This window comes from Peribacillus sp. RS7 (assembly GCF_041956845.1).
GTDB lineage: Bacteria > Bacillota > Bacilli > Bacillales > DSM-1321 > Peribacillus.
Window position 1 is genome coordinate 3621551 of record NZ_CP168135.1, and the last position, 26539, is coordinate 3648089.

The 26539-nt window shown below is 39.5% G+C and carries 27 protein-coding genes and 1 pseudogene; 19 read left to right on the forward strand and 9 right to left on the reverse strand.

Annotation, left to right across the window (positions count from 1 at the left end):
- The first annotated feature begins 1 nt into the window (after position 1).
- From trpB to ACDZ29_RS18210, 3 genes are read left to right on the forward strand one after another with little or no spacing between them, the layout of a single operon-like run.
- Complete coding sequence (gene trpB / locus ACDZ29_RS18200) at positions 2-1207, forward strand: tryptophan synthase subunit beta (protein WP_375088317.1); 1206 nt, start codon at positions 2-4, stop codon at positions 1205-1207.
- Positions 1200-1979: a tryptophan synthase subunit alpha gene (gene trpA / locus ACDZ29_RS18205; RefSeq protein WP_289324292.1), complete on the forward strand. Its 780-nt coding sequence runs from the start codon at positions 1200-1202 to the stop codon at positions 1977-1979. Before trpB ends, trpA begins: the two co-directional genes overlap by 8 nt.
- A 46-nt stretch (positions 1980-2025) precedes the next feature.
- Positions 2026-2370 carry a hypothetical protein gene (locus tag ACDZ29_RS18210; protein WP_370014348.1) on the forward strand — a complete coding sequence of 115 codons (345 nt, stop codon included), beginning with the start codon at positions 2026-2028 and terminating at the stop codon, positions 2368-2370.
- A gap of 18 nt (positions 2371-2388) precedes the next feature.
- Here ACDZ29_RS18210 and ACDZ29_RS18215 read toward each other — a convergent pair whose 3' ends face one another.
- Positions 2389-3006 (reverse strand): YktB family protein, encoded by a 618-nt coding sequence (locus tag ACDZ29_RS18215; protein WP_289317273.1) that lies wholly within the window; start codon positions 3004-3006, stop codon positions 2389-2391.
- A 94-nt stretch (positions 3007-3100) separates the two neighbouring features.
- Positions 3101-3317 (reverse strand): annotated as a pseudogene (locus ACDZ29_RS18220) (DUF1054 family protein); the annotation flags it as partial.
- 200 nt (positions 3318-3517) lie between these two features.
- On the opposite strand from ACDZ29_RS18220, the gene ACDZ29_RS18225 reads away from it, so the two are divergent.
- Together ACDZ29_RS18225 and ACDZ29_RS18230 are read left to right on the forward strand one after the other, a co-directional pair.
- Entirely contained in the window at positions 3518-3715 is a 198-nt protein-coding gene (locus ACDZ29_RS18225; RefSeq protein ID WP_034314018.1) for a hypothetical protein, read from the forward strand.
- A gap of 412 nt (positions 3716-4127) precedes the next feature.
- Positions 4128-4931, forward strand: coding sequence for an inositol monophosphatase family protein (locus tag ACDZ29_RS18230; protein ID WP_289324294.1), 804 nt, complete (start codon positions 4128-4130; stop codon positions 4929-4931).
- Between the two features lie 142 nt (positions 4932-5073).
- On the opposite strand, the gene ACDZ29_RS18235 is transcribed toward ACDZ29_RS18230, so the two are convergent.
- Complete coding sequence (locus tag ACDZ29_RS18235) at positions 5074-5256, reverse strand: YlaF family protein (RefSeq protein ID WP_289317271.1); 183 nt, start codon at positions 5254-5256, stop codon at positions 5074-5076.
- A gap of 124 nt (positions 5257-5380) precedes the next feature.
- On the opposite strand from ACDZ29_RS18235, the gene typA reads away from it, so the two are divergent.
- From typA to ACDZ29_RS18250, 3 genes are read left to right on the forward strand one after another with little or no spacing between them, the layout of a single operon-like run.
- Positions 5381-7228, forward strand: coding sequence for a translational GTPase TypA (gene typA / locus ACDZ29_RS18240; protein WP_289324296.1), 1848 nt, complete (start codon positions 5381-5383; stop codon positions 7226-7228).
- 22 nt (positions 7229-7250) lie between these two features.
- On the forward strand, positions 7251-7559 hold the full coding sequence (locus ACDZ29_RS18245; RefSeq protein WP_289317269.1) for a YlaH-like family protein: 309 nt from the start codon (positions 7251-7253) through the stop codon (positions 7557-7559).
- A 4-nt stretch (positions 7560-7563) separates the two neighbouring features.
- The gene (locus ACDZ29_RS18250) at positions 7564-7848 is read left to right on the forward strand and encodes a hypothetical protein (RefSeq protein ID WP_289317268.1); all 285 of its coding nucleotides are present in this window, start codon (positions 7564-7566) and stop codon (positions 7846-7848) included.
- A 37-nt stretch (positions 7849-7885) separates the two neighbouring features.
- On the opposite strand, the gene ACDZ29_RS18255 is transcribed toward ACDZ29_RS18250, so the two are convergent.
- The 3 genes from ACDZ29_RS18255 to ACDZ29_RS18265 all read right to left on the reverse strand — a co-directional run bounded on the left by ACDZ29_RS18255 (position 7886) and on the right by ACDZ29_RS18265 (position 9262).
- Positions 7886-8311 carry a hypothetical protein gene (locus tag ACDZ29_RS18255; protein ID WP_289324297.1) on the reverse strand — a complete coding sequence of 142 codons (426 nt, stop codon included), beginning with the start codon at positions 8309-8311 and terminating at the stop codon, positions 7886-7888.
- Positions 8301-8501, reverse strand: coding sequence for a YlaI family protein (locus tag ACDZ29_RS18260; protein WP_072272690.1), 201 nt, complete (start codon positions 8499-8501; stop codon positions 8301-8303). Before ACDZ29_RS18260 ends, ACDZ29_RS18255 begins: the two co-directional genes overlap by 11 nt.
- Positions 8502-8662: 161 nt before the next feature.
- Entirely contained in the window at positions 8663-9262 is a 600-nt protein-coding gene (locus ACDZ29_RS18265) for a YhcN/YlaJ family sporulation lipoprotein (protein WP_375088318.1), read from the reverse strand.
- A 266-nt stretch (positions 9263-9528) separates the two neighbouring features.
- On the opposite strand from ACDZ29_RS18265, the gene ACDZ29_RS18270 reads away from it, so the two are divergent.
- Positions 9529-10860, forward strand: a complete 1332-nt coding sequence (locus ACDZ29_RS18270; RefSeq protein WP_289324299.1) for a PhoH family protein — start codon at positions 9529-9531, stop codon at positions 10858-10860.
- Between the two features lie 56 nt (positions 10861-10916).
- On the opposite strand, the gene ACDZ29_RS18275 is transcribed toward ACDZ29_RS18270, so the two are convergent.
- Positions 10917-11420: a peptidyl-prolyl cis-trans isomerase gene (locus ACDZ29_RS18275; protein WP_289324300.1), complete on the reverse strand. Its 504-nt coding sequence runs from the start codon at positions 11418-11420 to the stop codon at positions 10917-10919.
- A gap of 220 nt (positions 11421-11640) precedes the next feature.
- Between ACDZ29_RS18275 and ACDZ29_RS18280 the strand changes: the two genes are divergently transcribed.
- Both ACDZ29_RS18280 and pyc read left to right on the forward strand, forming a co-directional pair.
- On the forward strand, positions 11641-11922 hold the full coding sequence (locus tag ACDZ29_RS18280; RefSeq protein WP_034313996.1) for a YlaN family protein: 282 nt from the start codon (positions 11641-11643) through the stop codon (positions 11920-11922).
- Positions 11923-12526: 604 nt separating this feature from the next.
- A complete protein-coding gene (gene pyc, locus ACDZ29_RS18285; protein WP_375088319.1) occupies positions 12527-15964 on the forward strand; it encodes a pyruvate carboxylase in 3438 nt (1145 codons plus the stop codon).
- A gap of 191 nt (positions 15965-16155) precedes the next feature.
- On the opposite strand, the gene ACDZ29_RS18290 is transcribed toward pyc, so the two are convergent.
- Entirely contained in the window at positions 16156-17142 is a 987-nt protein-coding gene (locus tag ACDZ29_RS18290) for a heme A synthase (RefSeq protein WP_370014352.1), read from the reverse strand.
- Positions 17143-17749: 607 nt separating this feature from the next.
- Here ACDZ29_RS18290 and cyoE point away from each other — a divergent pair.
- From cyoE to ACDZ29_RS18325, 7 genes are all read left to right on the forward strand, one after another.
- Positions 17750-18688 (forward strand): heme o synthase, encoded by a 939-nt coding sequence (gene cyoE, locus ACDZ29_RS18295; protein WP_289324303.1) that lies wholly within the window; start codon positions 17750-17752, stop codon positions 18686-18688.
- Positions 18689-18948: 260 nt separating this feature from the next.
- Positions 18949-20031 carry a cytochrome c oxidase subunit II gene (gene coxB / locus ACDZ29_RS18300; protein ID WP_289324304.1) on the forward strand — a complete coding sequence of 361 codons (1083 nt, stop codon included), beginning with the start codon at positions 18949-18951 and terminating at the stop codon, positions 20029-20031.
- Positions 20032-20055: 24 nt separating this feature from the next.
- A complete protein-coding gene (ctaD, locus tag ACDZ29_RS18305; protein ID WP_289324305.1) occupies positions 20056-21927 on the forward strand; it encodes a cytochrome c oxidase subunit I in 1872 nt (623 codons plus the stop codon).
- Entirely contained in the window at positions 21927-22556 is a 630-nt protein-coding gene (locus ACDZ29_RS18310) for a cytochrome (ubi)quinol oxidase subunit III (protein WP_289317258.1), read from the forward strand. The genes ctaD and ACDZ29_RS18310 overlap by 1 nt, the downstream gene beginning before the upstream one ends.
- A 3-nt stretch (positions 22557-22559) precedes the next feature.
- Positions 22560-22895, forward strand: a complete 336-nt coding sequence (ctaF, locus tag ACDZ29_RS18315; protein ID WP_289317257.1) for a cytochrome c oxidase subunit IVB — start codon at positions 22560-22562, stop codon at positions 22893-22895.
- 138 nt (positions 22896-23033) lie between these two features.
- Entirely contained in the window at positions 23034-23936 is a 903-nt protein-coding gene (gene ctaG, locus ACDZ29_RS18320) for a cytochrome c oxidase assembly factor CtaG (RefSeq protein WP_370014353.1), read from the forward strand.
- Between the two features lie 225 nt (positions 23937-24161).
- Positions 24162-24623: a DUF420 domain-containing protein gene (locus ACDZ29_RS18325; RefSeq protein WP_289317255.1), complete on the forward strand. Its 462-nt coding sequence runs from the start codon at positions 24162-24164 to the stop codon at positions 24621-24623.
- 110 nt (positions 24624-24733) lie between these two features.
- Here the strand turns inward: ACDZ29_RS18325 and ACDZ29_RS18330 are convergent, their stop codons facing one another.
- Positions 24734-25096, reverse strand: coding sequence for a YugN family protein (locus ACDZ29_RS18330; RefSeq protein ID WP_289317254.1), 363 nt, complete (start codon positions 25094-25096; stop codon positions 24734-24736).
- Positions 25097-25441: 345 nt separating this feature from the next.
- Here ACDZ29_RS18330 and ACDZ29_RS18335 point away from each other — a divergent pair, with 345 nt between their 5' ends.
- Positions 25442-26476, forward strand: coding sequence for a CAP domain-containing protein (locus ACDZ29_RS18335; protein WP_289317253.1), 1035 nt, complete (start codon positions 25442-25444; stop codon positions 26474-26476).
- Positions 26477-26539: the final 63 nt, after the last annotated feature.

Consider the following 26539-nt stretch of genomic DNA (forward strand, 5'->3'; position numbering starts at 1 on the left):
GATGAATACTTATACACAGCCTGATAAAACTGGACATTTTGGAGCATATGGAGGCCGTTTCGTTCCGGAAACTTTAATGGCGGCTATTACAGAGCTTGAAGAAGTATATGAACAATCTAAAAAAGATTCTGAATTTCAAAAGCAGTTAAGCTATTACCTGAAACAATATATCGGGCGGGAAACACCTCTTTATTTTGCTGAGAACTTAACGAGACTAGCAGGTGGTGCAGATATTTACCTGAAGCGTGAGGACTTGAATCATACTGGAGCCCACAAAATAAATAATACGATCGGTCAGGCTTTGCTGACTCGGAAAATGGGCAAGAAAAAAGTGATTGCCGAAACGGGTGCAGGACAGCATGGGGTTGCAACGGCAACTGTATGTGCTTTGCTGAAGTTGGAATGCATCATCTTTATGGGAGAAGAAGATATCAGGAGACAGAAATTGAATGTGTTCCGGATGGAACTTTTGGGAGCCAAGGTCATATCTGTATCACAGGGAAGCGGGACACTGAAGGATGCAGTGAATGAGGCATTACGATATTGGGTAGCAAATGTGGATGACACCCATTATATAATGGGATCTGTTCTTGGACCTCATCCATTCCCCGTTATTGTACGTGATTTTCAAAGCGTGATAGGGAATGAAACGAAGCGTCAGTATTCGGAGACGGTTCATTCCCTTCCGGATGCAGTAGTCGCATGCATAGGTGGTGGCAGTAATGCAATGGGGATGTTCTATCCCTTCATTGAGGATGAATCCGTAAAATTATATGGAGTGGAAGCGGCAGGTCATGGACTGGAAACACCATTACATGCTTCAAGTTTGACGAAGGGAAAACCTGGGGTGCTCCACGGTGCATTCATGTATGTATTGCAGAACGAAGACGGTCAGATCCAGGAGGCACATTCAATTTCAGCAGGGTTGGATTATCCAGGGGTAGGACCTGAACATAGTTACCTAAAAGATATCAACAGGGTGGAATATACTTCCGTTACCGATGATGAAGCATTGAAAGCCCTTGTGTTGCTTTCAAGGGAGGAAGGGATCATCCCTGCTTTGGAAAGTTCACATGCCATTTCCTTCGGTTTAAAACTTGCTAAAGAAATGGAGAAAGGAACAGGACTGGTGATTTGCCTGTCTGGCCGTGGTGATAAGGATGTAGAAACGGTCCAATCATTAATAGGGGGTAATGAACATGAATAAATTAACAAAAGCGCTTGAAGAGTGTCTAACAAAGCGGGAAAAAGCATTCATTCCTTATATTATGGCAGGTGATGGCGGTCTTGAACGGTTAAAGACTCAGCTTCTTTTCCTTGAAGAAAGTGGGGCAACTGCTGTTGAATTAGGTATACCATTCTCTGACCCTGTCGCTGATGGACCGGTTATCCAACAGGCGGGCATCCGTTCTTTGGAGAATGGAACAACTTTAAAAGATGTCCTGAAAAAAGTTAAGGAAATCCAAGATGATGTTAACATTCCAATTATTTTAATGGGATATTCGAATTCAATCCTTGCATATGGACTTAAAGAGTTTACGGATGATTGTCTTCAAGCAGGCATTTCCGGGTGCATCATCCCCGATTTACCGATTGAGGAAGAAGCCATCTTTTCATCTATCAAAACTGCAGGGATCATGCTTATCCGACTTGTGACACTCACGTCTTCGAAAGACCGTATCACTGAGATCACCGCAGGGGCAGAGGGCTTTATCTACGCAGTTACAGTCAAAGGCATTACAGGTGCCCGTGATGCTTTTGGGGAAGAGCTCGGGGGCTATTTAAAGAAGGTGAAAGAGCTAAGTCCCGTTCCCGTTCTTGCTGGGTTCGGCATATCGACGCCAGAACATGTTCGTGATGCGATGCAATACTGCGATGGAGTCATTGTCGGCAGTAAAATCATCGAATGCTTTGAAACTGGTAAAGAAGAACAAATTAGTGACTTGATACAAGCTAGCAAAGGATTGGTGCGAAAATAAAGGAAAGGAGAGCCTTCAAGGCTCTCCTTTTTCTAACCAGTTTATTGTGCATCCGATAATTCAATCCGAATACGGATCAAATGGCCGAAAGAGAAAAAACGTCATAACCTTCAAGCACGATTATCCAACGAACTTGACGCATTCCAGTGCGAATTCAAAAAGTTTCTTTCCGACTGTCACAATAAACCGTTTTGAAACCACAACTTCGGTATCAATCGAAAAGGCGGAATTCGAAATGAAAAATGAACTCATACGAAACAAGATGTTTAAGGTTGGCAAATTGACGGTCACGGTAAGAAGCAATGAACCAAGTGAAGAAGCGGTTGAAGATTTCAATTCGTGGATAAATAAAAAGGCATATGAAAAAGCGTCCGAACCCGTTCAACAATAGCGGGCGGAACGCTTTTTTTTATTTATACGATAATTTATATAATGGAATAAGAGTTTCAAACGTTTCTTTGGCAACGTTCAAGAATGCGTTTCCGTCCGTCAAGATAGGGTCGTTTGCGGGAATGTGTCGTCCAAGAAGGAATTCAGCTTTCTTGACGTCCCGAAAACGTTCAAGCGATTCTTTCAAGTCAATTTCCTTCATTGATATTGCGTCCTTCTTCATATGATCAAGCGAAACAACGAAATCATTCGGAACGGTCGTTTTGATTTCCTTCATATTCTTCAAGAAATTCTTTGCGATTTGCTCTTTGTTCGGCAATTCGTAAATGAACGCAAGCCATATGAATACATGATCGTCAAATAATCCAATCTGAAAATGCGGGTGTTGTTTGTATCCACGTTTATTCGCCGCTATCGCAAGCCATGTATCTTTCGGGGCGTTCACACTTCTTCGGGCGTGTCTTGCAATATGCAAAAACATTTCGTTCCCAAGATTCAAGGAAAGGTCGTCCGTCAACGTTTGCCCGATCGATTGGAACTTCGGTTGAATCCGTTCTTGAATTGCCTTCATTCTTCCGTCAAGACCTTCTATATTAAATGTGTCAAAATCGTTCTTAGTGAATCCTTCAAATTGCATTACATAAAAACTCCTTCTTCAAGTTTATATTATTTTAGGTAGGGGTAAATAAAAATCAAGCAAGGACGAACTATTGAAGTTAGATTTTGCGGACAACCCATGTATCATTAGGAGGGTTAACTGTCCGTCTAGCATGCTTTTCGACGTGAGGGTGCATTTCATCGCCCGTCATCACTGACAGTTGTGGGGAAAAATGTTCTCCAAGAGCTTGAAGTTTGGGCTGGATACGTTCTTTTAAAGCATCCACGGGGTTCCAATCCATCAATTTTAAAGACACCAAAATCATCAGCTGTAAAACCTGCAATATTCATTTTCATCTCTCCTACCGTAATATCTGCACATATTGTAGCATAAGTAAAAGTAAAATTTAAAAAATACGATTTGGATTGGTCCTGAAAAAATTCCTTATGGGTTAAAGCACAAATTAGTTGCTATTTGTGGTAGGAAGTCATATGATAAAATAAAATAAATTCAGAAAATTACGTTAATTGATGAAGGGAGAATGTTAATTATGAAACAAGTCATGAACCAAGCATTAAAAGCTAAAGAAGTTGAAAGACATAGAGCTGCAGTGTTAAGAATGGAAATGGACTATGAATTAGCAACCCTTTTTGAAGCAATTGGTGAAGAGAATGACCAAAAGAGGTCACAATGCAAGCAAAGGCTTGAACGCATCCGGTTGGAATTGTTGAAACTGAAAGCCTTGTAAAAAATGATTGGCTGCAGAGAACTTGAAGGAGATTGAATAAAAGAAATGAATCAATTTCAATACAAGGAATTTTATTATAGATGAACGGACACTTATTTTAATAAAAAATATGTGTCCGTTTTTCATTAAATTCCCCAATATATATGAGGCGGAATTTTATTATCAAGCATCGTTGAGTCGGATTCCTTTAATAAGGAAAGGAACCGTTCAAGTCAAGGTAATTTGAAGGGATTCGTGCCGGCTTACCCATGATCGGGAAATCGTATTATGAATTAAACCTTCATTCCTGATACGTTTAAAAAAATGGAAAAATTAAGATGTGAAAAACTTGAAGGTAAGCTATATTTGCTTTAATCTTTAGAAGAGGATCATTTTAATGTAGTTTCTGATCATAAAGGACGGGGATATTATAATGGCATCGGTTAAGGAAATGGATACATATGCGAAGTTATGGATGAAAGAGGCGGGTACGAGGCTAAGGGCGTCCTTTACAACCAAGTTGAATATTGAAATGAAAACGAATCCCAATGATTTGGTTACTAATATGGATAAGGGGATAGAAAAGTTTTTTTGTGAAAAAATCGGCGAAGTCTTTCCAGAACACCGGATTTTTGGGGAAGAGGGAATGGGCAATGATATTAAAGACCTAAAAGGAACGGTATGGATCATTGATCCGATTGATGGAACTTTGAATTTCATTCATCAACAGCGGAATTTCGCAATTTCCCTTGGGGTTTATGTGGATGGCATCGGAAAAATTGGCATGATTTATGATGTCGTTAGTGATGAATTATATCATGCGATTAAGGGGCAGGGAGCTTTCATGAATGATCAAAGGCTCCCATCTCTTGAAGAGGCATCGGTAAGCAAAGCGATCGTTTCCATTAATGCAAGCTGGGTAACGGAAAACCGTAGGATTGATCCGAGTCTTCTGGCACCGCTAGTCCGGGATGCAAGAGGGACCCGTTCTTATGGCTCGGCAGCATTGGAGCTTGCATTCGTGGCAGCTGGAAGGATTGATGCATACATAACCATGAGACTCATGCCCTGGGACTTTGCCGGAGGAGTTTTACTGGTTGAGGAAGTGGGCGGGGAAGTTAGTAATATCAAAGGTGACAAATTGGATTTTTTAGAGGGTGACTCACTCTTCGTTTCTAAACCTGGGCTGCACAAAGAAATATTCGATAAATACTTATCAGGTACTTCCAGCCATTAGAACCTGGTTAAAGACGGTGGCAAGCCGAAAGGGAATTTCGAAATGTCCATGGCATGACCGAAGTCTTGGTGAAAATGGAATAAAATACTCACTTTGAAATAATTAACAAAAAAACTCGCTGTCTGTCAGCGAGTTTTTTATATTATAACTTCCCTGCTTCACGCAATTTCTTCTTTTGAGTGAAACCGAACCCCATAACTCCGCAAAGAACAACGATTGCAGCCAATATTCCAATCAAGCTTTTTTCAGCAATGAAGATGCCAATGGAGCCAATGCTGGATGTTGCCAATAACGCTAATATTAAGAAATTCCATTTAATATTCATTAATATCACCCCTAATATATCTATTGTACATAATTTCTGTATTTGTTTCTAGTATGTTTGTGATATAATATGTAAGTTAATACTAGTGATACGTTATACACAAACTTTTTTAGGAGTGAATTTTTTGAAATTAAGAGAAAATATTCGTAATATAGCCATCATTGCCCACGTTGACCATGGTAAAACAACTTTAGTGGATCAGTTGCTTAAGCAATCTGGTACATTTCGTGAAAATGAACATGTAGAAGAACGTGCGATGGATTCTAATGCTATTGAAAAAGAACGCGGAATTACGATTCTTGCGAAAAATACAGCAGTTCAATACCAAGATACAAGAATCAATATTTTGGATACACCTGGTCATGCCGACTTTGGTGGTGAAGTAGAACGGATCATGAAAATGGTTGATGGTGTTTTACTTGTTGTTGATGCATATGAAGGATGTATGCCGCAAACTCGTTTCGTGTTGAAAAAAGCATTGGAACAAAAAATCACGCCAATCGTTGTCGTGAATAAAATTGATAAAGACTCTGCCCGTCCAAACGAAGTTGTGGACGAAGTAATTGACTTATTCATCGAACTTGGAGCTGAAGAAGAACAATTAGAATTCCCTGTTGTCTTTACTTCAGGTATTGCTGGTACAGCAAGCTTGGATTCAGATCCTACCAAACAAGAAAAAGACATGACCCCATTATTCGAAACAATCGTTGAAACGATCCCTGCACCAATTGATAACACTGATGAACCACTTCAATTCCAAGTGGCTTTACTTGATTACAATGATTATGTAGGTCGTATTGGTGTTGGCCGTGTATTCCGTGGGAAAATGCATGTAGGTCAACAAGTTTCATTAATGAAACTTGATGGATCGGTTAAGCAATTCCGTGTAACGAAAATCTTTGGTTATATTGGCTTGAAAAAAGTTGAAATCCAAGAAGCTGTTGCCGGTGATTTAATTGCTGTTTCTGGTATGGAAGATATTAACGTTGGGGAAACGGTTTGTCCTATTGAACATCCTGATGCCCTTCCAATTCTACGTATCGATGAGCCAACATTACAAATGACTTTCCTTGTAAATAACAGCCCATTCGCAGGCCGTGAAGGTAAATTCGTAACAGCTCGTAAAATTGAAGAGCGTTTGAAAAGCCAATTGCAAACTGATGTTAGCTTAAGAGTTGAAAATACAGATTCTCCAGATGTCTGGGTTGTTTCAGGTCGTGGAGAGCTTCACCTTTCTATCTTAATTGAAAACATGAGACGTGAAGGTTATGAACTGCAAGTTTCTAAACCAGAAGTTATCGTACGTTTGATTGATGGAGTGCGTTGTGAGCCAGTTGAACGTGTTCAAATTGATGTACCTGAAGAGCACACTGGTTCTATCATGGAATCCATGGGAGCTCGTAAAGGCGAATTGTTAGATATGATTAATAGCGGAAGTGGTCAAGTTCGTTTACTATTCACGATCCCAGCTCGTGGACTTATTGGTTATTCTACTGAGTTCTTAACAATTACACGTGGTTATGGTATCATGAACCACTCATTTGACAGCTACCAACCAATGGCCCAAGGTCAAGTCGGTGGAAGACGTCAAGGTGTACTTGTATCAATGGAATCTGGAAAAACTACACAATATGGTACGATGCAAGTAGAAGACCGCGGTGTCATTTTCATTGAGCCAGGTACGGATATTTATGAAGGTATGATTGTCGGAGAACATAACCGTGATAGCGATTTGACTGTTAATATCGTAAAAGCGAAACAAATGACAAATATGCGTTCAGCTAATAAAGACCAAACTTCTTCCATGAAAAAACCAAGAATTATGTCCCTTGAAGAAGCTCTGGAATATTTGAACGATGACGAGTACTGTGAAGTAACTCCGGAATCAATCCGTCTTCGTAAAAAAATTCTTGATAAAAACGAGCGTGAAAGAGCAGCTAAAAGAAAAAAAGTTGCTGTTGAAGAAAAATAAATAGCAAGAGGAGGAGAAAAGATTGGATATCCAAGAGCGATTATCATTTTTTGCAGCATTGTACAGAGTGGATGAAAATCCTGAAGCAGGAATGTGGTATTTATATTTGACGATCTTTGGATTATGCATCCTTGTCTATCAGTTAGGTTTTGCCAAAAAGTTACCTTTGCTAAAAAATGTGGTCATTTATGCGGTAATGGCACTTGGATGTACCCTTCTTTCTTTCTTTGCGGTGTTTCTTCCCATGGGGGAAGCATTAATCATCGCTTCACTTGTTCTTGGGATTTATAGATTCCGTCTTCACAATTCGAGAAAAGAAGAACAGGCTTAAGATGATGAAATCATTACAGGATGCTTTATACAATTGGTTGACAATCAAAGTTGTCTGTGATGCAAGGCCTGATGATACAGCTGCACGCGATACAGAAATGTTTTTCATGCAGATGTTGAAAGATGATCATCAGGTAATCATCGATTCGGTTTCAAAAACAGAACCTTTTTATTTCGTCGAGTATCTAATGGGAGATGAAATGAAAAAACAACGTTTTCCGATTGAATTGATTGATATCATGTTAGACCAAATTCAGCTTGAGCCTGATAAGTATAAAAATATCGAGTGATGATAAAAAGAACCGTGCGATATCCGCACGGTTCTTTTTATATTGCTTTAGGGAGGAACAGTCCGTAAAAAAGGTGTAATAGTGACCACAAAAAGAAAGCTGTCAAATCAGAAGGAAGGACAACTTCTGTTTTAGACAGCGCCGATAATGGAAAGTAAAGCATGATGGCAGGAATTATCGTGAAAAAGGCAAGTGTATATTTGTTCCATTCCCTGAAAATTTTCAAAGGATAAAGGATATAAACGTAACTAAACGTAATTGCCAGTGAGAAAAGAAGATGGAAAAAGAACAACGATGCCTCATTCCAAGAAACAGCTCCGATTACAGGAAGGAAATCCACATTCAATAAAAGCTTGTACACTTGTTTACCGGAAAACATTTCGACCCACTTCATTGTCAATCCAAGCATGATTCCATTGGTGAGGCCAATCAGAGAAACTTTATAAAATATTCTACCATTCATCTTCATTTTTGATTGTCCGGTAAAGACGGAAGTTTCCGGTTGCAATCCGTTCGTTCGTACGCTCTTCTATGCGTTGATTACATGTATTGCACATATAGGTATGTATAGGACGGTTGCGAAGTTTCTTAGCTTCTGGGCTATCGTCGGGGATCGATTCAATTTGATCGCATATTACACATTTAACCTTCATATTATTTGAACCTCACTTCAATTTGAATATGCTTTTAAGTATACCAATATTTTTATGGTAAAACGAGGATAAAGTGAAACTAACAATTGAACGTTAACACTATCGGGTTCATGGCGGGTATAGAGAAAAAACCCGAAGATTCACTTCGGGTTGCTAAAAATTCATTCTTTATAGTGATTGGATTGATCATTTTGCTCTTCATCAAGTTCTTTTCTTTCCGTTTTATCATCAAGTTTATTTTTTTCCCTTTCAATGGCCTTTGATGGCGTTGGGGTTAAAATATCACCAGGTACCTCAGGAATGACTCGACTTGTGATGTCAGCCAGTTCATTCAGTATCCCTGTTACAGGTTTACCGTCTTTAATATCCTTGGCTACCTCCCTGATCCGTTCATTTAAATCCGGGTCAGCGACGACGATGGCATTTGCACCGTTAGGATCGTGTTTTAAAGTTTCTCCAACTGAGTACTTAATTGTTCCTACCTGTGAACGCTCAATATCTTGGTCAATATCTATTCCGACTATGGCGTATTTGCCAAGTACGACTGCGGTGGCATCGTTAACCTCCGGAATGGAATTAGCCAAACCTGTGAGTCTTGAAGCTGTTTGCTGACCTGTAGTTCTGTCTGCTTCCTTAATGGTCGAGTTATTGACATTCGTTATATTGTTCTTACCATTATTTTCAGACGCTTCATTATTATTATCCATTGTGCAACCTGTCATCAATAGAACAGCAGCGATTGACAAAACGATTTTTTGCAATGTACAACCTCCTTAATGTTTTTCATTAGTTACAGCCTGTCCACACCGACTAAGTCTGATGCATATAAGTATAAAATGCAGCGCATCATGGTGTACTCCATGTTGGGTATAGCATTCTTAGCTGGAAGTTTTCTTTATAGTCTGTAAATGTTCTTCTATCTTTATGCAAAGGAACATATATTTTATCAACAGTCTCGTCCGCTACATAACTGCTGAGTGTAGTAAATGGTAAGGCATATCCTAAAGAGCAGGCAGGAGGCGTCATATTGGGGAAAAAAATCTATGTTTTAGATACGAATGTCCTGTTGCAGGATCCGTATTCGATTTATTCATTCGAAGATAATGAAGTTGTCATTCCAGCAGTCGTATTAGAAGAATTGGATTCGAAAAAAAGGTATATGGATGAAATTGGAAGGAATGCCAGGCAAGTATCGAAATTGATCGACAACTTTCGGGAAAAAGGGAAGCTTCATCAAAGCATTCCGCTTCATAATGGAGGCAGCTTACGGATTGAACTTAATCACCGTTCATTTCATAAGCTTCAGGAAATTTTTGTGGAGAAAACGAACGATAACAGGATATTGGCAGTCGCAAAAAATTTATCTTTGGAAGAAGAGACGAAGGAAGATGGAAAAACGGTCATTTTGGTTAGTAAAGATACACTCGTCAGGGTTAAAGCTGATGCAATCGGTCTTGAGGCAGAGGACTTTTTAAATGATCGTGTCGTAGAAATGGATCATATATACGCTGGGCATAAAGAAGTGTTTGTATCGATTGATAATCTTAATAAGTTTTACGAAAAAAGTTTTTTGGGACTTGAAGAACTGACAAAAGACTCATATTATCCAAATCAATTCCTGTTGATGAAGGACACGCTGGGCAGTTCAGCTTCTGCGATTGGGATTGTGGATGAGAACTGCAGGTTCGTTAAGAAATTGATGTACGAAGGGGAACATATTTGGGGAATTAAACCGAGAAACGTCCAGCAGACGATGGCACTTGATTTGTTGCTTCGTTCGGATATTCAGCTTGTGACACTTATTGGTAAGGCAGGGACAGGTAAGACTTTATTGGCTTTGGCAACAGGATTAATGCAAACTGAAGATTTGTCACAATATAAGAAACTTCTGGTTGCCAGGCCCATTGTGCCGGTTGGTAAAGATATTGGTTATCTGCCAGGGGAAAAAGAAGAAAAATTAAGACCATGGATGCAGCCTATATTTGATAATCTCCAATTTTTGTTCAATACGAAAAAACCTGGGGAATTGGATGCCATCTTAGCAGGCATGAGTTCGATCGAAGTGGAAGCCCTGACCTATATCAGGGGAAGGAGCATCCCAGATCAGTTCATCATCATCGATGAAGCGCAAAATTTAACAAAACATGAGGTTAAGACCATATTGACGAGAGTCGGGGAGCGGAGCAAAATTGTATTAATGGGAGATCCGGAGCAAATAGATCATCCTTATTTAGATGAATATAATAATGGCTTGACCTATGTGGTGGAAAAATTCAAGACTGAGCGTATTGCCGGCCATGTTAAGTTGATAAAAGGGGAAAGATCTGGATTGGCCCAACTCGCTGCTACGCTTTTATAATACAATCGGCAAGGGATGACCCTTGCCGATTGCTATAAAGTTCTATGGACTAAGTCTTATTTAACAGTGAAAGACCTTACATTTTTTATCGGATCATTGATGTTGGAAGCATCACCGAAGTAAATTTCCATGGGGCCGCCCTCGGATACTTTAAGCGGCTTTCCATCCTTGGAAAAGCCCAGGAAAAATTCAAGTGCCGCTTCCAACGGGAATGTAAGTTCCTTATCATCGGTTGTGACGATCACTTCCGTTACCCCGCTTTCAGGTTCGGCATTTCTTAAAAAAGGTTCAAAAGGAATGCCGAAAGTCCCTTCGAGCAATCTTTGCTTCTCGAACTTTCGTTCCGTTTTTAATGTGGGTGGCATGGTTGCGCCTTCCTGTATTTCTTTTTGCCAATGTTTGGAGGCGGCAATCGTATATTCTTCTAATTCATTGACTTGGACTCTTTCAGCGTGGAAATATGTATCGATTTCAACTTTACGGTCATCAAAAATCCATACTCCAGGATCTAGTGTAATTGGATATTTCACTTTTCCGTTAATAAATACGATGGGTTCCAAATATCTCATTCCTTTCTGTTGCTCTTTAATAATTATAATCAATTATAATTGAAATGTCACATCTTCAAGAAGGTGAACAATTTTAATGGCTGGTATAATCAGTAGAGAGGTGATTGTGTTATCTCAAGGGCAAATTGTTTGTCAATGTCCTTGCTTTTTCACAAAACAAAAGGTAGAATTTAAAGATAAGATTTAATCGCTCTGAGCGGGGGGATTTAACATGGCATCTGATATGCTTGTCAATCATCGAGAAAAAGCTTATGCTTTATTAAAAGCAGATGCTGACAAGATTCTAAAACTGATAAAAGTTCAAATGGAAAATCTCACTATGCCTCAATGTCCTTTATATGAAGAGGTACTTGATACACAAATGTTCGGCCTATCACGAGAAATTGATTTTGCCGTACGCTTGGGCTTGGTAGAGGAAACCGAGGGCAAATCCCTTTTGGAAACCCTTGAACAGGAATTGTCAGTTTTGCATGAAGCATCATTAAAAAAATAATAAATAAAACATACTAACTCAAACAAATCTCGATGATTGTTTGAGTTTTTTATTTATATAAATCATTTGTCAATAGTGTTATACTATATTCGAATGTGACATACTATTTGAACGTGCAGAAGCTCAATGGAGTTTTTTTATTTTCGAATTTTCAATGGAAAATCCCTTCAAATCTAGCATTTTAAGGACTGGTGGGAAATATGCCTTGCTGAATTAACATTGGATTCGTTAGGCAGAAAAAAGTGCGAATTCCTTGTTTTTACATGGGAATATACTTAATTTTTTATTTTTTTATTGTATTCAGTTTATTTTAGTATTATGGTTATATTAAATGTATGTTAAATCCAACTGTTTACTTTTTGATAATATATTATAATAACTAAATTTTCTTTTGCTAATGGTAAGGATTCTTTTTTTGTATTTATGGTAGGTAAAAAACGAAAACATGAAAATATATCGAAATAATTACATCAGCAATAAAAAGAGCCTTATCAGGTCGGTCTCCTTATTCTGGGGAAATAAACTTATGAATAAAAAGTGGTGAATCTATCACGCTTTTTTTCTATATATTCAATAAAAATACATATTGATTAGGGTGGTAGCAATGGGGAAACGTATAGAAAAAGTACTTGCGGCAAATCGTGGAGAAATAGCGATACGGATTTTTCGGGCATGCACGGAATTAGATATTCATACAGTTGCAATCTATTCAAAGGAAGATTATGGTTCTTATCACCGATATAAAGCGGATGAGGCATATTTGGTCGGGGAAGGCAAAAAACCGATTGATGCATACCTGGATATTGAAGGCATAATAGCGATTGCCAAAATGAGCGGAGTCGATGCGATTCATCCCGGTTATGGTTTCCTTTCTGAAAATATTGATTTTGCGAAACGTTGTGAGGAAGAAGGAATCATCTTCATCGGACCAGAATCCAGACACCTAGATATGTTTGGTGACAAAGTGAAAGCTAGAACCCAAGCTGAACTAGCTAATATCCCGGTCATCCCTGGTAGCGAGGGACCGGTGACCAGTGTTGAAGAAGTCAGGGAATTTGGTGAAAAATACGGTTTTCCAATTATTATAAAAGCATCTTTAGGCGGCGGCGGCCGTGGAATGCGAATTGTCGGAAAAACCGAAGAAGTTGAAGAGGCTTATGATCGCGCAAAATCAGAAGCTAAAGCGGCTTTTGGCAATGATGAAGTATATGTGGAGAGATTCATACAAAATCCAAAGCATATCGAAGTTCAGATATTGGCTGATACTCATGGGAATATCGTCCATCTATACGAACGTGACTGTTCCGTTCAGAGACGGCATCAAAAAGTTGTGGAAGTGGCACCTTCCGTTTCCCTTTCAGAAGATTTAAGGGAAAGAATTTGTGAGGCAGCAGTCAAGTTGGCGAAAAATATTGATTATGTAAATGCTGGAACGGTCGAGTTCCTGGTGGCAAATGGAGAATTTTACTTTATTGAAGTCAATCCACGGGTGCAGGTTGAGCATACCATTACTGAAATGATTACAGGCATTGATATCGTTCAATCTCAAATCATGATAGCCGAAGGGCATGAGCTACATGGCAAAAAGATCGGGATTCCCGAACAAGCAGGAATTAAGACGCATGGATATGCGATTCAATCACGGGTGACGACTGAGGACCCATTGAATAATTTCATGCCTGATACCGGGAAAATGATGGTATACCGTTCCGGTGGAGGATTTGGTGTCCGTCTGGACGCTGGGAATGGGTTCCAAGGTGCGGTTATCACACCGTATTATGATTCCCTTCTCGTTAAACTTTCTACTCATGCGCTTTCATTTGAGCAGGCAGCTTCTAAAATGGTTCGTAACCTTAAGGAATTCAGGATTCGAGGAATTAAAACAAATATCCCCTTCCTTGAAAATGTTGTTAAACATGAGAATTTCATAAATGGGGAATACGATACATCATTCATTGATTCAACACCGGAATTATTTAGCTTCCCAATCAGAAAAGACCGTGGGACAAAAATGCTTTCATATATCGGAAATGTAACCGTGAATGGTTTCCCGGGAGTCGAGAAAAAGAAAAAACCTGTTTTCGATCCAGCTCCAATTCCTAAAGTTGGTGGCCTGCCGCTTATCTCGGGTACAAAAAATATACTTGAACAGCAAGGTGCAGAAGGACTGGTCAATTGGATTAAAGAACAGAAAGAAGTATTGATCACAGATACGACTTTCCGTGATGCACATCAATCTTTACTTGCGACGAGAATTAGATCGAAAGATATCCTTGATATCGCTGAACCTACAGCAAAACTCCTTCCTGATTTATTTTCAATGGAAATGTGGGGCGGGGCAACTTTCGATGTGGCTTATCGTTTCTTGAAAGAAGATCCATGGGACAGGCTGTTAAGTTTCAGGAAAAAAGCACCGAATGTCCTTTTACAAATGCTATTAAGGGCTTCAAATGCAGTTGGTTATAAAAATTACCCTGATAATGTCATTCGTGAATTCGTAGAAAAATCAGCGGATGCCGGCATTGATGTTTTCCGGATCTTCGATAGTTTAAACTGGGTTAAAGGGATGGAAGTGGCTATAGATTCAGTCCGTCAATCCGGGAAAATTGCGGAAGCGGCCATTTGTTATACCGGGGATTTGAATGATCCGTCACGCAGCAAATATAATATCGAATACTATAAAAAAATGGCGGTGGAATTAGAACATGCCGGTGCCCATATTTTAGCGATCAAGGATATGGCTGGCCTCTTGAAACCGGATGCTGCTTACCGTCTTGTGTCAGAACTGAAAGCAACGACGTCCCTTCCGATCCATCTCCATACTCATGATACAAGTGGAAATGGGATTTACATGTATTCAAAAGCGATTGAAGCTGGTGTGGATATCGTTGATACGGCGATTGGGTCTTTAGCTGGCCTGACTTCACAGCCAAGTGTACAAACACTTCATTATGCACTGGAGGGGTCAAGCAGACAACCTAAATTGGAAGTCGATTCACTAGAGCGTTTAGGAGAATACTGGGGAGAGGTCAGGAAATTCTATCATGACTTCGAAAGTGGCATGAATGCTCCTCATACCGAAGTTTACAAACACGAGATGCCTGGCGGTCAATATAGTAATCTACAGCAGCAAGCTAAAGCTGTGGGGCTGGGAGACCGCTGGCATGAAGTGAAAGAAATGTACCAGCGCGTCAATGCGATGTTCGGTGATATCGTAAAAGTGACGCCTTCATCCAAAGTCGTTGGGGACATGGCTTTATTCATGGTGCAAAATAACCTGTCTGAAGAAGATGTCCTGACAAAAGGAAAAACCATCGATTTTCCTGATTCAGTCATAGAGTTATTCGAAGGCTATCTGGGTCAGCCAGTTGGTGGATTCCCGAAAGAGCTTCAGGAAGTTATTCTGAAAGGGAAAAAACCTATAACGGTAAGACCGGGTGAATTATTGGAAGAAGTGGACTTTGCTGCTCTTAAAGAAGAATTATTCAAGGAATTGGGACGGCCTGTCACTGATTTCGATGTGCTTGCATATGCCCTATATCCAAAAGTATTCTTGGATTACAATAAAACAATTGAGCTGTTTGGAGATGTTTCCAACCTTGATACCGCGACTTTCTTATATGGCATGAGGCTAGGTGAAGAAATCGAAGTTGAAATTGAAAAGGGAAAAACGCTCATCGTTAAACTAGTTTCAATCGGCCAACCTTTGGCTGATGGAACACGGGTTGTGTATTTTGAGTTGAATGGTCAATCACGTGAAGTGATCATCAAGGATGAAAACATTAAATCTTCCGTTATATCAAAAATGAAAGCTGATCCTAAAAATAAAGAACAAATCGGTGCGACAATGCCAGGTACGGTTATTCGTGTAGTCGTCGAGAAAGGCGATCAGGTCAAACAGGGTGATCACCTGATCATAACGGAAGCGATGAAAATGGAAACTACCGTACAAGCGCCATTCTCCGGGACCATTAAAGACATCTATGTAAATGATGGAGAAGCGATCAGTACTGGTGATTTATTGATTGAAATAACTAAGTAATATCGCTGACTGTGGCCTTGTGAACGATTTGGGGTATGTTGGGTATGCTTGAGGTTTCAAGCTGCCCTGTAGCCTCTTTTAGGCGATGTACGGTCATTGAATTTCTCCTTAAGGTAAAACAAAAACCACCATTCTCCAGAATGGTGGTTTTTGTTTTACCTTATTATCTTATTTGCTTGAACAATCAGACATTAACGGGCGGGTATCGTTGGTGTTATATCATGTTCATCCTGTCCTTTGACTGTGTGGGCAGAGTTCCCTTTTTGCTTGGCTAGGGCATTTTTTTTACTTCTTGATGTCAGTAGCATCAAATAACTCAGTACACCAAAAAAGCAGGCAATGAATAAAGCGTGTGCCAATGCGATATACAAGTTCTGCCTAGAGAAAATTATAAAGGCTCCAGCGATAACCTGTAAAAAAACGAGAATGAATGCAGCAATCCAACCGCCATATAACACTTTTTGATTCTTGTAATATTTTTTTGCAATATAAGCAACGTATGATACCCAAATGAAAATAGCGCCAGCCATTGCACGGTGCCCCATCTGCACCCATTCATAAAGGTTGGAGGGAAGCGCAAGGCTATCATTTACACATAAAGGCCAATCCTTACAGATTAGACTGGATTCTGTATGCCTTACAAGAGCACCCGTATATACGACTACCAGACAAAAAATCAATACGCCAATAATATGGAATTTCATTCGTTTGTCAACTATGAGTTTCTCGGCTTCGAACTTCTTGTCGACTTCAAAAATCAATAGTGTCAGTAAAAAGACGGAAGCAAAGGAAATGAGTGATATCCCAAAATGAAGGGCCAGGACGAAATCGGATTGTGACCAAAGAACGGCAGCGGCTCCAATCAACCCCTGTAGTAACAGAAAACCAAAAGAAAGGACGGATAAGAAACGTGCTTCACGGATATGGCCGATTTTTCGCCAAGACATATACGATAAAATTAAAACCAAGAATCCTCCAGCACCTGAAACGAGTCGATGGGAAAGCTCAATGACCAATTCAAACGTGATTTTGTCCGGAATCAATTGGCCGTTGCATAATGGCCAGGACCTTCCGCATCCCATGCCGGAATCCGTCTTCGTGACTAAAGCTCCACCCAGTAAGATGAAAAGCATTACAATCGTAGTTAAAACAGCAAACCATTTAAGAGACGATTTCACTAGTAGTCCCACCTTTTTCTCTGTAGCAAATTAGGGTTGTTCCATAAAATTAATAATAGCATAGGATTTTTCATAAATATTTGTCGAACTTCCTCGATATTACACAAAATAGAATGATTTTACAAGTTCAGTTAATATTATAGCTATTAATTAAAATGCCTGAAATAGTTGAAAGTTACAAGAGACTTTGATAGAAATAAAGGGAGTGTAAACCTTCAAGTAGGAGCAAAATAGAGATAGAGCCTGGGGGATGATGATAAAAGCTTACTATTCATGTTCTTGATGGACATCCATCTTACAACTGCAGTGAAATTTTTGAGACACAAATTGGTCAAAAATATCCGAAAAATTTTCACAAAAGCTTCCAAAAATGTGTTTTAATATATTGAAGAAATGATTTTACTAAATTTTACTGTTATTAAGCATGATATTAAGAATGATAGCTCTTTATGGATTCCATTGGCCACGGTCATTGGTAAATAATTTACTTTTTGTTTACGCTTCCTTGGTTACAAATATCAAAAAGTATGAAATAATGTTCTATAGCATTTGTAAGTATTTTTTCTGCATTTGCGTCTGTGCTGAATGATTTAAAGGAGGAAAACAAATGTCAGAAACAAGGGGTTTGTCAGAAGCTGTCATGAAGGACAGTAAAGCCGCCCTTCAATCAGATATACCGGAAACAACAGCTTGGAAGGATTTTCTCGCACTTATAAAAGTGGGGATTGTCAATTCAAATATAATTACAGCTTTTACCGGCGTATGGTTAGCCCTTCATTTTTCGGGGCTTAGCTTCTTAAGTAATCTTGATGTAGTGTTTTATACACTTGCAGGTTCGGCGCTCATCATGGCGGGATCTTGCAGTTTCAATAATTATTATGATCGTGACATCGATCATTTAATGGAAAGAACGAAAAATCGTCCAACGGTAACTGGGAAAGTACAGCCTTCAAAGGTATTGGCGTTAAGTTTTGGCTTAATTGCTGCAGGGCTGATTTTACTTGCGTTGACTAATATGACAACGGCCATACTTGGTGCATTTGGCGTCTTCGCCTATGTTGTTTTATATACCATGGTTTTTAAACGGAGATTTGTCTCGAATACGATTATAGGCAGTATATCCGGAGCGGTACCTCCACTTATCGGGTGGGCTGCCGTCGACCCGGGCCTAGATAAGATTGCTTGGGTCCTGTTCGCGATCATGTTCTTATGGCAGCCTCCTCATTTTTATGCACTTGCAATGAGGCGTGTCGAAGAATATCGTGCAGCGGGTGTACCCATGCTTCCGGTTGTAAAAGGGTTCAAGGCTGCAAAAAGATCGATTATGTTATGGATCGTCTGTTTAATGTTCGTTCCTTTCTTTTTAACTCCATTAGGAACTCCGCTGGTTATTCTTGCTGCATTATTGAGCACAGGTTGGCTTATTTTAGGAATAAATGGGTATAAAAAGAAAGATGATGTTAAATGGGCAACATCCATGTTTGTATATTCTTTAAATTATATGACCATTTTATTTGTAGCGATGGTTATTGTCACACTCATCTAGTTTTGGTTAATATAAGCTGGCGGCCTGTTCGTTTTACAGGCTCCAGCTTACAAATAAATAATGCACTGACCGCCATTCATACATATTAACGGAAAACTCCTCAACAGGGTCATTCATAAGAGCGGTTACATGAATCATCTTAATAATTCCTTAGATTAGGGATTCTTTCTTTTTAGAAATTGACATAGAGAGAATATTCGCAATTGCGCCCATTTTTATTTTTGTGAGAAAATTTTGACGAAAGAGGGGTTTCTGAAGCTATGAAAAAAAGGCTGCACAAATGGCGCCTAATTGCTCTGCTGGGTATTGTAGGACTTGTCCTTTCGGGCTGCGGCGAACCATTTCTATCCGCGCTGAAGCCAGCTGGCGATGTTGCGCAATCTCAGTATGACTTACTGATATTGAGTACACTGATCATGGTACTGGTTATTATTGTTGTGATTATTTTGTTCGTTGTAGTTTTACTACGCTTCCGTCGGAAGAAAGGCGACGAAACAATACCGAAACAAATTGAAGGAAGTCATAAACTCGAAATTATCTGGACTGTTATTCCTATCCTTCTTTTAATTGTTCTGGCTGTTCCAACCGTCGTCACGACTTTCGACTTAGCTGACACAAAGGCAATGGATAAGAAAGATAAGGATGGAAAAACGAAGGATGCACTTGTCGTGAATGTTAGGGCGAACCTTTATTGGTGGGAGTTTGAATATCCGGACCTTGGCGTTGTCACAAGTCAGGATTTGGTTGTGCCGACCGATCAAAAAGTGTATTTCAATCTAACTGCTTCAGATGTTAAGCATTCATTCTGGATACCGTCTGCCGGTGGAAAGATGGATACAAATACAGAAGGGGTCAATCAGTTTTTCTTAGAATTCGACAGTGAAAAGGCGGAAGATTCGAACAACTTATTCTACGGGAAATGTGCTGAACTTTGCGGTCCTTCCCATGCCTTGATGGATTTTAAGGTCGTAACGAAGTCTAAAAGCGACTTTGAAGCTTGGACTAAAGATATGAAAGCGGCGAAAGAACCTGTCGTGGAAGGTGATCTAGCCAAACAGGGTGAAGATGTCTTTAATCAAAGTTGTATAGGTTGTCATGCGGTGACACCAAATGACAGCAGGCCTGAGGCTGCTCGTCAGGCACCGAATCTGGCTACATTCGGTGAACGTCAAAAAATAGCTGGCGTTTTGGAACATACGGAAGAAAATGTGAAAAATTGGATCAAGGATCCTGAGAAGTATAAACCGGGTAACACGATGACCGGTACTTACGGAGAACTTTCAGATTCAGATATTAATGCACTGGCAGCTTATCTTTTAGAGCTTAAGGTGGAAGAAAAATAGAACATTGATTAAGGAGGTTAAATCGTGAGTACGTACGCTAATAAAAAAGGATTTGGCGCTACGATTTGGGATTATCTGACGACGGTAGACCATAAGAAAATCGCCATTTTATATCTTATCTCTGGCGGGTTATTCTTTGTAATCGGCGGTTTGGAAGCGATGTTTATCCGTATCCAGCTTGCAATCCCAAATAATGACTTCGTAAGTGCCGGATTTTATAATGAAATTTTGACCATGCACGGTACGACAATGATATTTCTGGCCGCCATGCCATTAGTATTTGCTGTAATGAATGCTGTTGTACCCTTACAGATAGGGGCTCGTGATGTTGCGTTCCCATTTTTGAACTCGTTAGGTTTTTGGTTATTTTTCTTTGGAGGAATCTTTTTGAATCTTTCATGGTTTTTAGGGGGGGCTCCCGATGCAGGCTGGACATCATATGCATCACTTTCCCTTCACTCCGAAGGCCATGGCATTGATTTTTACGTCCTCGGACTACAGATATCAGGTTTGGGAACATTAATTGCAGGGATCAATTTCCTTGTAACGATTATTAATATGCGTACGCCTGGAATGACTTATATGCGTATGCCGCTGTTTACATGGTCAACTTTCGTTGTTTCCGCATTGATATTATTCGCTTTTCCTCCGCTTACCGTGGGATTGGTGTTAATGATGTTCGATCGGATGTTTGGCTCGAATTTCTTTGATGTAGCAGCTGGGGGGAATACGATTATTTGGGAGCATTTATTCTGGATATTCGGTCACCCGGAAGTTTATATCCTGATTCTTCCTGCATTCGGTATTTTTTCGGAAATTTTCGCTACATTTTCCAGAAAAAGATTATTTGGTTATTCATCGATGGTATTTGCAACCGTTTTAATCGGGTTCTTGGGTTTCATGGTTTGGGCCCATCATATGTTTACCACTGGCCTGGGGCCAATCGCAAATGCAATCTTTGCTGTGGCTACCATGGCAATCGCAGTACCAACAGGTATTAAGATATTCAACTGGATTTTTACGATGTGGGGAGGAAGCGTCAAGTTCACGGTTCCGATGCTTTATGCAGTTGCCTTCATACCTACATTTACCATGGGGGGCGTAACAGGTATCATGCTCGCATCAGCACCTGCTGATTATCAATACCATGATAGTTATTTCGTTGTTGCCCATTTCCACTATGTAATTGTCGGTGGGGTTGTATTAGGTTTACTGGCTGGAATCAATTTCTATTGGCCGAAGATGTTTGGAACTATGTTAAGTGAAAAATTGGGACAAATCACATTTTGGACGTTCCTTATTGGTTTCCATTTAACATTTTTCATTCAACATTTCTTAGGGTTAATGGGGATGCCTCGTCGCGTATTTACATTCTTGGACGATCAAGGACTCAATACAGGTAATATGATTAGTACAGTTGGAGCCTTCTTAATGGCATTTGGGGTCTTGGTTATGGTCATCAATATAATCATTACATCCGTGAAAAATGAAAAAGTCGGCAATGATCCATGGGGAGATGGACGTACGCTGGAATGGGCCATTCCATCACCACCGCCGTTTTATAATTTCAAACAACTTCCGCTTGTCCGTGGATTAGATCCTTACTGGGTTGAAAAAATGGAAGGGAAAACGGAAATGACTCCTGCAGAACCACTAGGGGATATCCATATGCCAAATTCATCTATACTTCCTTTAACGATTGCTCTCGGTTTATTTGTAGCCGCATTCGGTGCTTTATATAATATGGATGATAAGACATGGACCCTGCCTATAATAATTGTTGGACTTTTGATAACGTTCGGTTCAATGTTTATCCGTTCCGTCAAAGACGATCATGGATTCCATATTCATAAAGAAGACCTTATGGACGATAAAGACAAGGGAGGTAAGGCATAATGCAATCAGATGAAAGATTCACGGATGCCACTTGGCCTGCTTCTCCCGAGAAAGCGACTTTAGAAGGTAAGAATAAGTATTTGGGATTCTGGTTGTTTCTTGGTGGAGAGACGGTATTATTCGCCTCACTATTTGCAACATACCTTGCATTGAAGGATAAGGTTCCAAATGGTGATGCAGCCCTGGCAAAAGATTTATTCGAATTACCACTTACTTTTGTAGCAACCATGCTGTTATTGACCAGTTCATTGACTAGTGTGTATGCAATGTATCATATGAAAAATAACCACTTTAAACAAATGCAGGCTTGGCTTGTGATTACGGTGGCACTTGGTTTTGCTTTTCTAGGTCTCGAGATTTATGAATTTAATCACTATGTTCATGAATTCCACCATACATTTACGAGTAGTGCCTTCGGCTCCGCATTTTATACCTTAGTTGGTTTTCACGGAGGGCACGTTGCTTTCGGTTTGGTTTGGATCATATCTCTTATGGTTCGTAATGCAAGAAGGGGCTTGAATTTATATAACGCTCCTAAATTTTATGTCGCGAGTCTTTATTGGCATTTCATTGACGTAGTCTGGGTGTTTATCTTTACAGTCGTATACTTAATGGGAATGGTGGGATAACTGATGGCGAATGAACAATCAAATTCAGCGAACCCGAATGTCGATTTAAAATATCGCCGCAAGAAGAATGCTGAAGAGATGAAACATCAAGTGATAACATTTACGCTTATGATTTTCTTTACATTGCTTGCTTTTGCTGCAGTAGGAATTGAAGGGTTTTCACATTGGTTCATTAAACCAGTCATTTTGCTACTGGCTGTTATACAAGTAATTTTCCAATTGTATTATTTTATGCATATGAAGCACAAAGGGCATGGTACCATTGCATTGTTTTTATTTTCTGGCCTTGCAGTCGGCTTAATAACTGTCCTTGTTTTCACAACGATCGTTTGGTTATAAACCATAAAGAAAATCGGCTATTGAATGATAGCCGGTTTTCTTTATGTGCTAGAAAAAGAATCCAGGTTTATCTATATTTGTTACCATGTTTCATTTTAGGTATAATGAAAGTAAAAAGTTCATGAACGAGGTGATTTTTTGTCTATTGATATTTTCGGATTTCGCGCCTTATGGAGTCCTTATTATTTTGCCGCCCTCGTACTTATAACCCTTGGATATTTTTGGCTGGTGACAAAAAAAAGGGAGAAGTTTTCCGGCAGTTCATCGCTTTCCGTTAAACAGATAACTTATTTTTTAATAGCCATGATCCTTCTTTATGTGGTAAAAGGATCGCCGCTGGATTTACTGAGCCATATCATGTTCAGTGCCCACATGTTTCAAATGGCATTGCTCTATCTTGTGATTCCGCCTTTATTCATCATTGCGATTCCAGATTGGCTTTTGAGAACGTTCATTAATTCAAAGGGAGTGAAGGCGTTATTTCAATTTTTCACGAGACCTCTTGTCGCCCTTTTACTATTTAATGTTCTTTTCTCGTTGTACCATATTCCGTTAGTGTTCGACTTTATCAAAACGGGGATGTGGATTCATGCCGGATACACGGTCCTTTTGTTTGCGACTGCAGTATTGATGTGGTTCCCACTTGTAAATCGACTGCCTGAACGTGAAAGTCTATCAGGTGTAAAAAAAGTAGCTTATATTTTCGGCAGTGGCATTTTAATGACTCCAGCTTGTGCTTTAATCATTTTTGCTAATGATCCGATGTATGATACGTTTACCAATGCGGAATCTTGGGCAAGTGCCATGGAACTTTGCGTTCCGGCTTCAGCACTGTCGAGTTTAACTCTCAGTGGTCCAGAAATGTTCAATGGGCTGCCATTGCTGGAAGATCAACAGCTTGGTGGGGTTTTGATGAAGGTGATTCAAGAAATCGTATTAGGCTATGTATTAGGTGTCATTTTCTTTGCTTGGTTCAAAAAGGAGAATGGCGGGCAAAATGATATCGATCCGATACCTTCGGATTTTCAGACTGTAGAATAGTTGTACGAAAAGACTTGTCTAGGGGCGGACAAGTCTTTTATATGTCATAGCCTGATAGCTGCCAGGTTCATGGTTAACGGATTTCCGACCAAATAGCTAGTGATTTGACTTGGCTATTCCATAAAAGTGAGCATTCTGTTAATAAAACTTGATTTTATTGAATTTTATGAGTGCCTCTTATAAAATGGTAGTTGATTAATAAATATAGAGAGGACTACAATACATATGTCTTTACCAATCCTTCCAACAATAAGTACTGCCTTCATTGTATTAAGTGCCATCACTGTTGCAATAGGCTGGTATCAAATTAAACAACGCAAAATCGAGACCCATAAAAAAACCATGATGGTAGCTGCGGTTTTTGCGGTAATCTTTTTCACTATATATCTTTCTCGGACGGTCTTCATTGGGAGTACGTCATTTGGCGGACCCGATGACATTAAAATTTATTATACGATTTTTTTGATCTTCCATATAACACTTGCCACAACTGGTGCGGTTTTGGGGATCATCATGCTTACCACTGGGTTTAAAGGCAAATTCGCCATTCATAAAAAAATCGGCCCTGCGACAAGCATCATTTGGTTTTTCACTGGGATAACTGGAGTAGCCGTTTACATCCTGCTTTATGTCATTTATCATGGCGGCGAGACAACATCTTTAATAAAGGCGATCCTAGGATTTTAAAATAATGAAAAAGCCTGATGCAAAAAAAGCATCAGGCTTTTGTAATGGATAAAAAAAGAGAGCATCAGTTATGATCCTCTCTCTTTTACCGAACTTTTTACTAACGGCTTTTATAGACCGTTGAATTCTGAAAGCTCTTCTTTGATCTGAGCGAGGATTTTTTCACATTGTTTAACAAGTGATGCAGGGAAGTCCTCCCCTTCGCCATATTCAACTCCGTGTGGATAATAGTGTTTTCCTAATAGGGGAACCATTAGTTTGATGACGGCCCTGTGAGCGCCTACATCGCCTTCTGTAGCATAGCCTAGTATTCGCAGGTAAAACGTGCCTTCTTTTACTTCGAACTTACGATCATAACTGACTCTTTCGTAATCCCATTGTTCTGCACGTATTAAACCATATTGCGGCATTAGGTCATCTAATCGGTTTAAGTCGGCTGTGATGTTTTCAATTCCAAAGCTTTCAAATTTCACGAGTACTACCTCCTATGTTTACTATTGAGAATTAAAATGACATACCGGGAAAATATTATGTACATGAATATATTAAAAATCTCCAAGTATGTTTATAATATACCATTTTATCCTATATTTTATAATAGTACGAAATGGTGGAAGTTGCAATGAACTCAACTAGGGTATTTTGATCATTCATAAAAGTTCCGCTTTTAAATAAATTTAATGAAGGGGCAGTCTATCGTAAATTAGAAAATTATGATTGAACAGTGATATAATCAGGAAAGAAAGTTTTTTTGCATTGGATACATAAATTAGATAGAGAGAGGGAGTGTTCCTCTGCGAAGTTTTGGTAAGGTGTTGGTGTTAATCATTATTTTTTTCGTAATCGGTATTTATCTTAATATCGGCGATGAAGATGAAGGAAACCCTCTTATTGATGGTAACAAAGGTGTTAACCCCAATGGACATATAAATGAAAAAAGTACTTCTTCCGAAAAAGAAGGGGTTACTAAAGTGACTGAAGGTTTGGCAGTAACAATTGGGAAAAATGCAAAAGAGATAGAAAAGGAATACGGTAAGCCAGATCGAATTGATATGTCCGCATATGGATATGATTGGTGGGTTTATAAAAAGGACTATAACGATTATTTCCAATTAGCCGTTGAAAATGAAAAAGTGGTATCTGCTTATGGAATCGGTGATGATGTCAATGTCGCCCCTTTTAAAATAGGACAATCGATTGATGCCATCTATTCAAGCTTATATGTAGAACCTACTGTTGATATTGAGGTTGGCGACAGTTCCTATCGTTTTGAATTGTCGGAGGAAGATATGAACATGAGGCCATTGATTGAACTAGGGAACATACATGTTCAGCTTTATTTGGATAAATTCACAGGGACTGTTTCAAGCATCCGATTTTTGAATGATTCCGCGCTTTTAAAGCAAAAGCCATATGAGTTGACCTATAATGGTAAACTTGTGACCGTTAAGGACCTTTCTAAAGAAGAATTGGAGAAAGTGGAAGATGGCAATGAGCAGCAAATTTTTGATATTACGAATATAATGCGCAGCAGGTTTGATTTGAAGCCTTTAGAATGGGATGGTCCGACTGCGGAGGTTGCTTACCTTCATAGCCGGGAAATGAGGGACACTCCTGAAGGAACCCATGTTTCTGAAACAAAAGGGGACTTGGAAAAACGTCTCGATGCTGGTCATGTTAAATACAGGGCAGCAGGTGAAAATATTGCGGCTCATTATGTGGACGCAGCTGCAGTCATGGAAGGCTGGTTGAATAGTAAAGGGCATCGGGATGCGATGCTGAACGAGGAATTTACAGGTCTGGGTGTTGGGGTTTATAAAAAGTATTACACTCAGAATTTCATAAAAAAATAAAAAGACGGATCCGATTTGGGTCCGTTTTTTTGTTCTGGATTATTTTTTTATAATAAAAAAGTT

Bases quoted from the DNA above. Each gene is read 5' to 3' on its own strand.
- ACDZ29_RS18310 (WP_289317258.1), top strand. From the start codon at position 21,927: ATGCAATCAGATGAAAGATTCACGGATGCCACTTGGCCTGCTTCTCCC.
- coxB (WP_289324304.1), top strand. From the start codon at position 18,949: ATGAAAAAAAGGCTGCACAAATGGCGCCTAATTGCTCTGCTGGGTATT.
- ACDZ29_RS18235 (WP_289317271.1), bottom strand. From the start codon at position 5,256: ATGAATATTAAATGGAATTTCTTAATATTAGCGTTATTGGCAACATCC.
- trpA (WP_289324292.1), top strand. From the start codon at position 1,200: ATGAATAAATTAACAAAAGCGCTTGAAGAGTGTCTAACAAAGCGGGAA.
- trpB (WP_375088317.1), top strand. From the start codon at position 2: ATGAATACTTATACACAGCCTGATAAAACTGGACATTTTGGAGCATAT.
- ACDZ29_RS18230 (WP_289324294.1), top strand. From the start codon at position 4,128: ATGGCATCGGTTAAGGAAATGGATACATATGCGAAGTTATGGATGAAA.
- cyoE (WP_289324303.1), top strand. From the start codon at position 17,750: ATGTCAGAAACAAGGGGTTTGTCAGAAGCTGTCATGAAGGACAGTAAA.
- ACDZ29_RS18260 (WP_072272690.1), bottom strand. From the start codon at position 8,501: ATGAAGGTTAAATGTGTAATATGCGATCAAATTGAATCGATCCCCGAC.
- ctaF (WP_289317257.1), top strand. From the start codon at position 22,560: ATGGCGAATGAACAATCAAATTCAGCGAACCCGAATGTCGATTTAAAA.
- ACDZ29_RS18280 (WP_034313996.1), top strand. From the start codon at position 11,641: ATGGCATCTGATATGCTTGTCAATCATCGAGAAAAAGCTTATGCTTTA.
- ACDZ29_RS18250 (WP_289317268.1), top strand. From the start codon at position 7,564: ATGAAATCATTACAGGATGCTTTATACAATTGGTTGACAATCAAAGTT.
- ACDZ29_RS18225 (WP_034314018.1), top strand. From the start codon at position 3,518: ATGAAACAAGTCATGAACCAAGCATTAAAAGCTAAAGAAGTTGAAAGA.
- ACDZ29_RS18325 (WP_289317255.1), top strand. From the start codon at position 24,162: ATGTCTTTACCAATCCTTCCAACAATAAGTACTGCCTTCATTGTATTA.
- ACDZ29_RS18255 (WP_289324297.1), bottom strand. From the start codon at position 8,311: ATGAATGGTAGAATATTTTATAAAGTTTCTCTGATTGGCCTCACCAAT.
- ACDZ29_RS18215 (WP_289317273.1), bottom strand. From the start codon at position 3,006: ATGCAATTTGAAGGATTCACTAAGAACGATTTTGACACATTTAATATA.
- pyc (WP_375088319.1), top strand. From the start codon at position 12,527: ATGGGGAAACGTATAGAAAAAGTACTTGCGGCAAATCGTGGAGAAATA.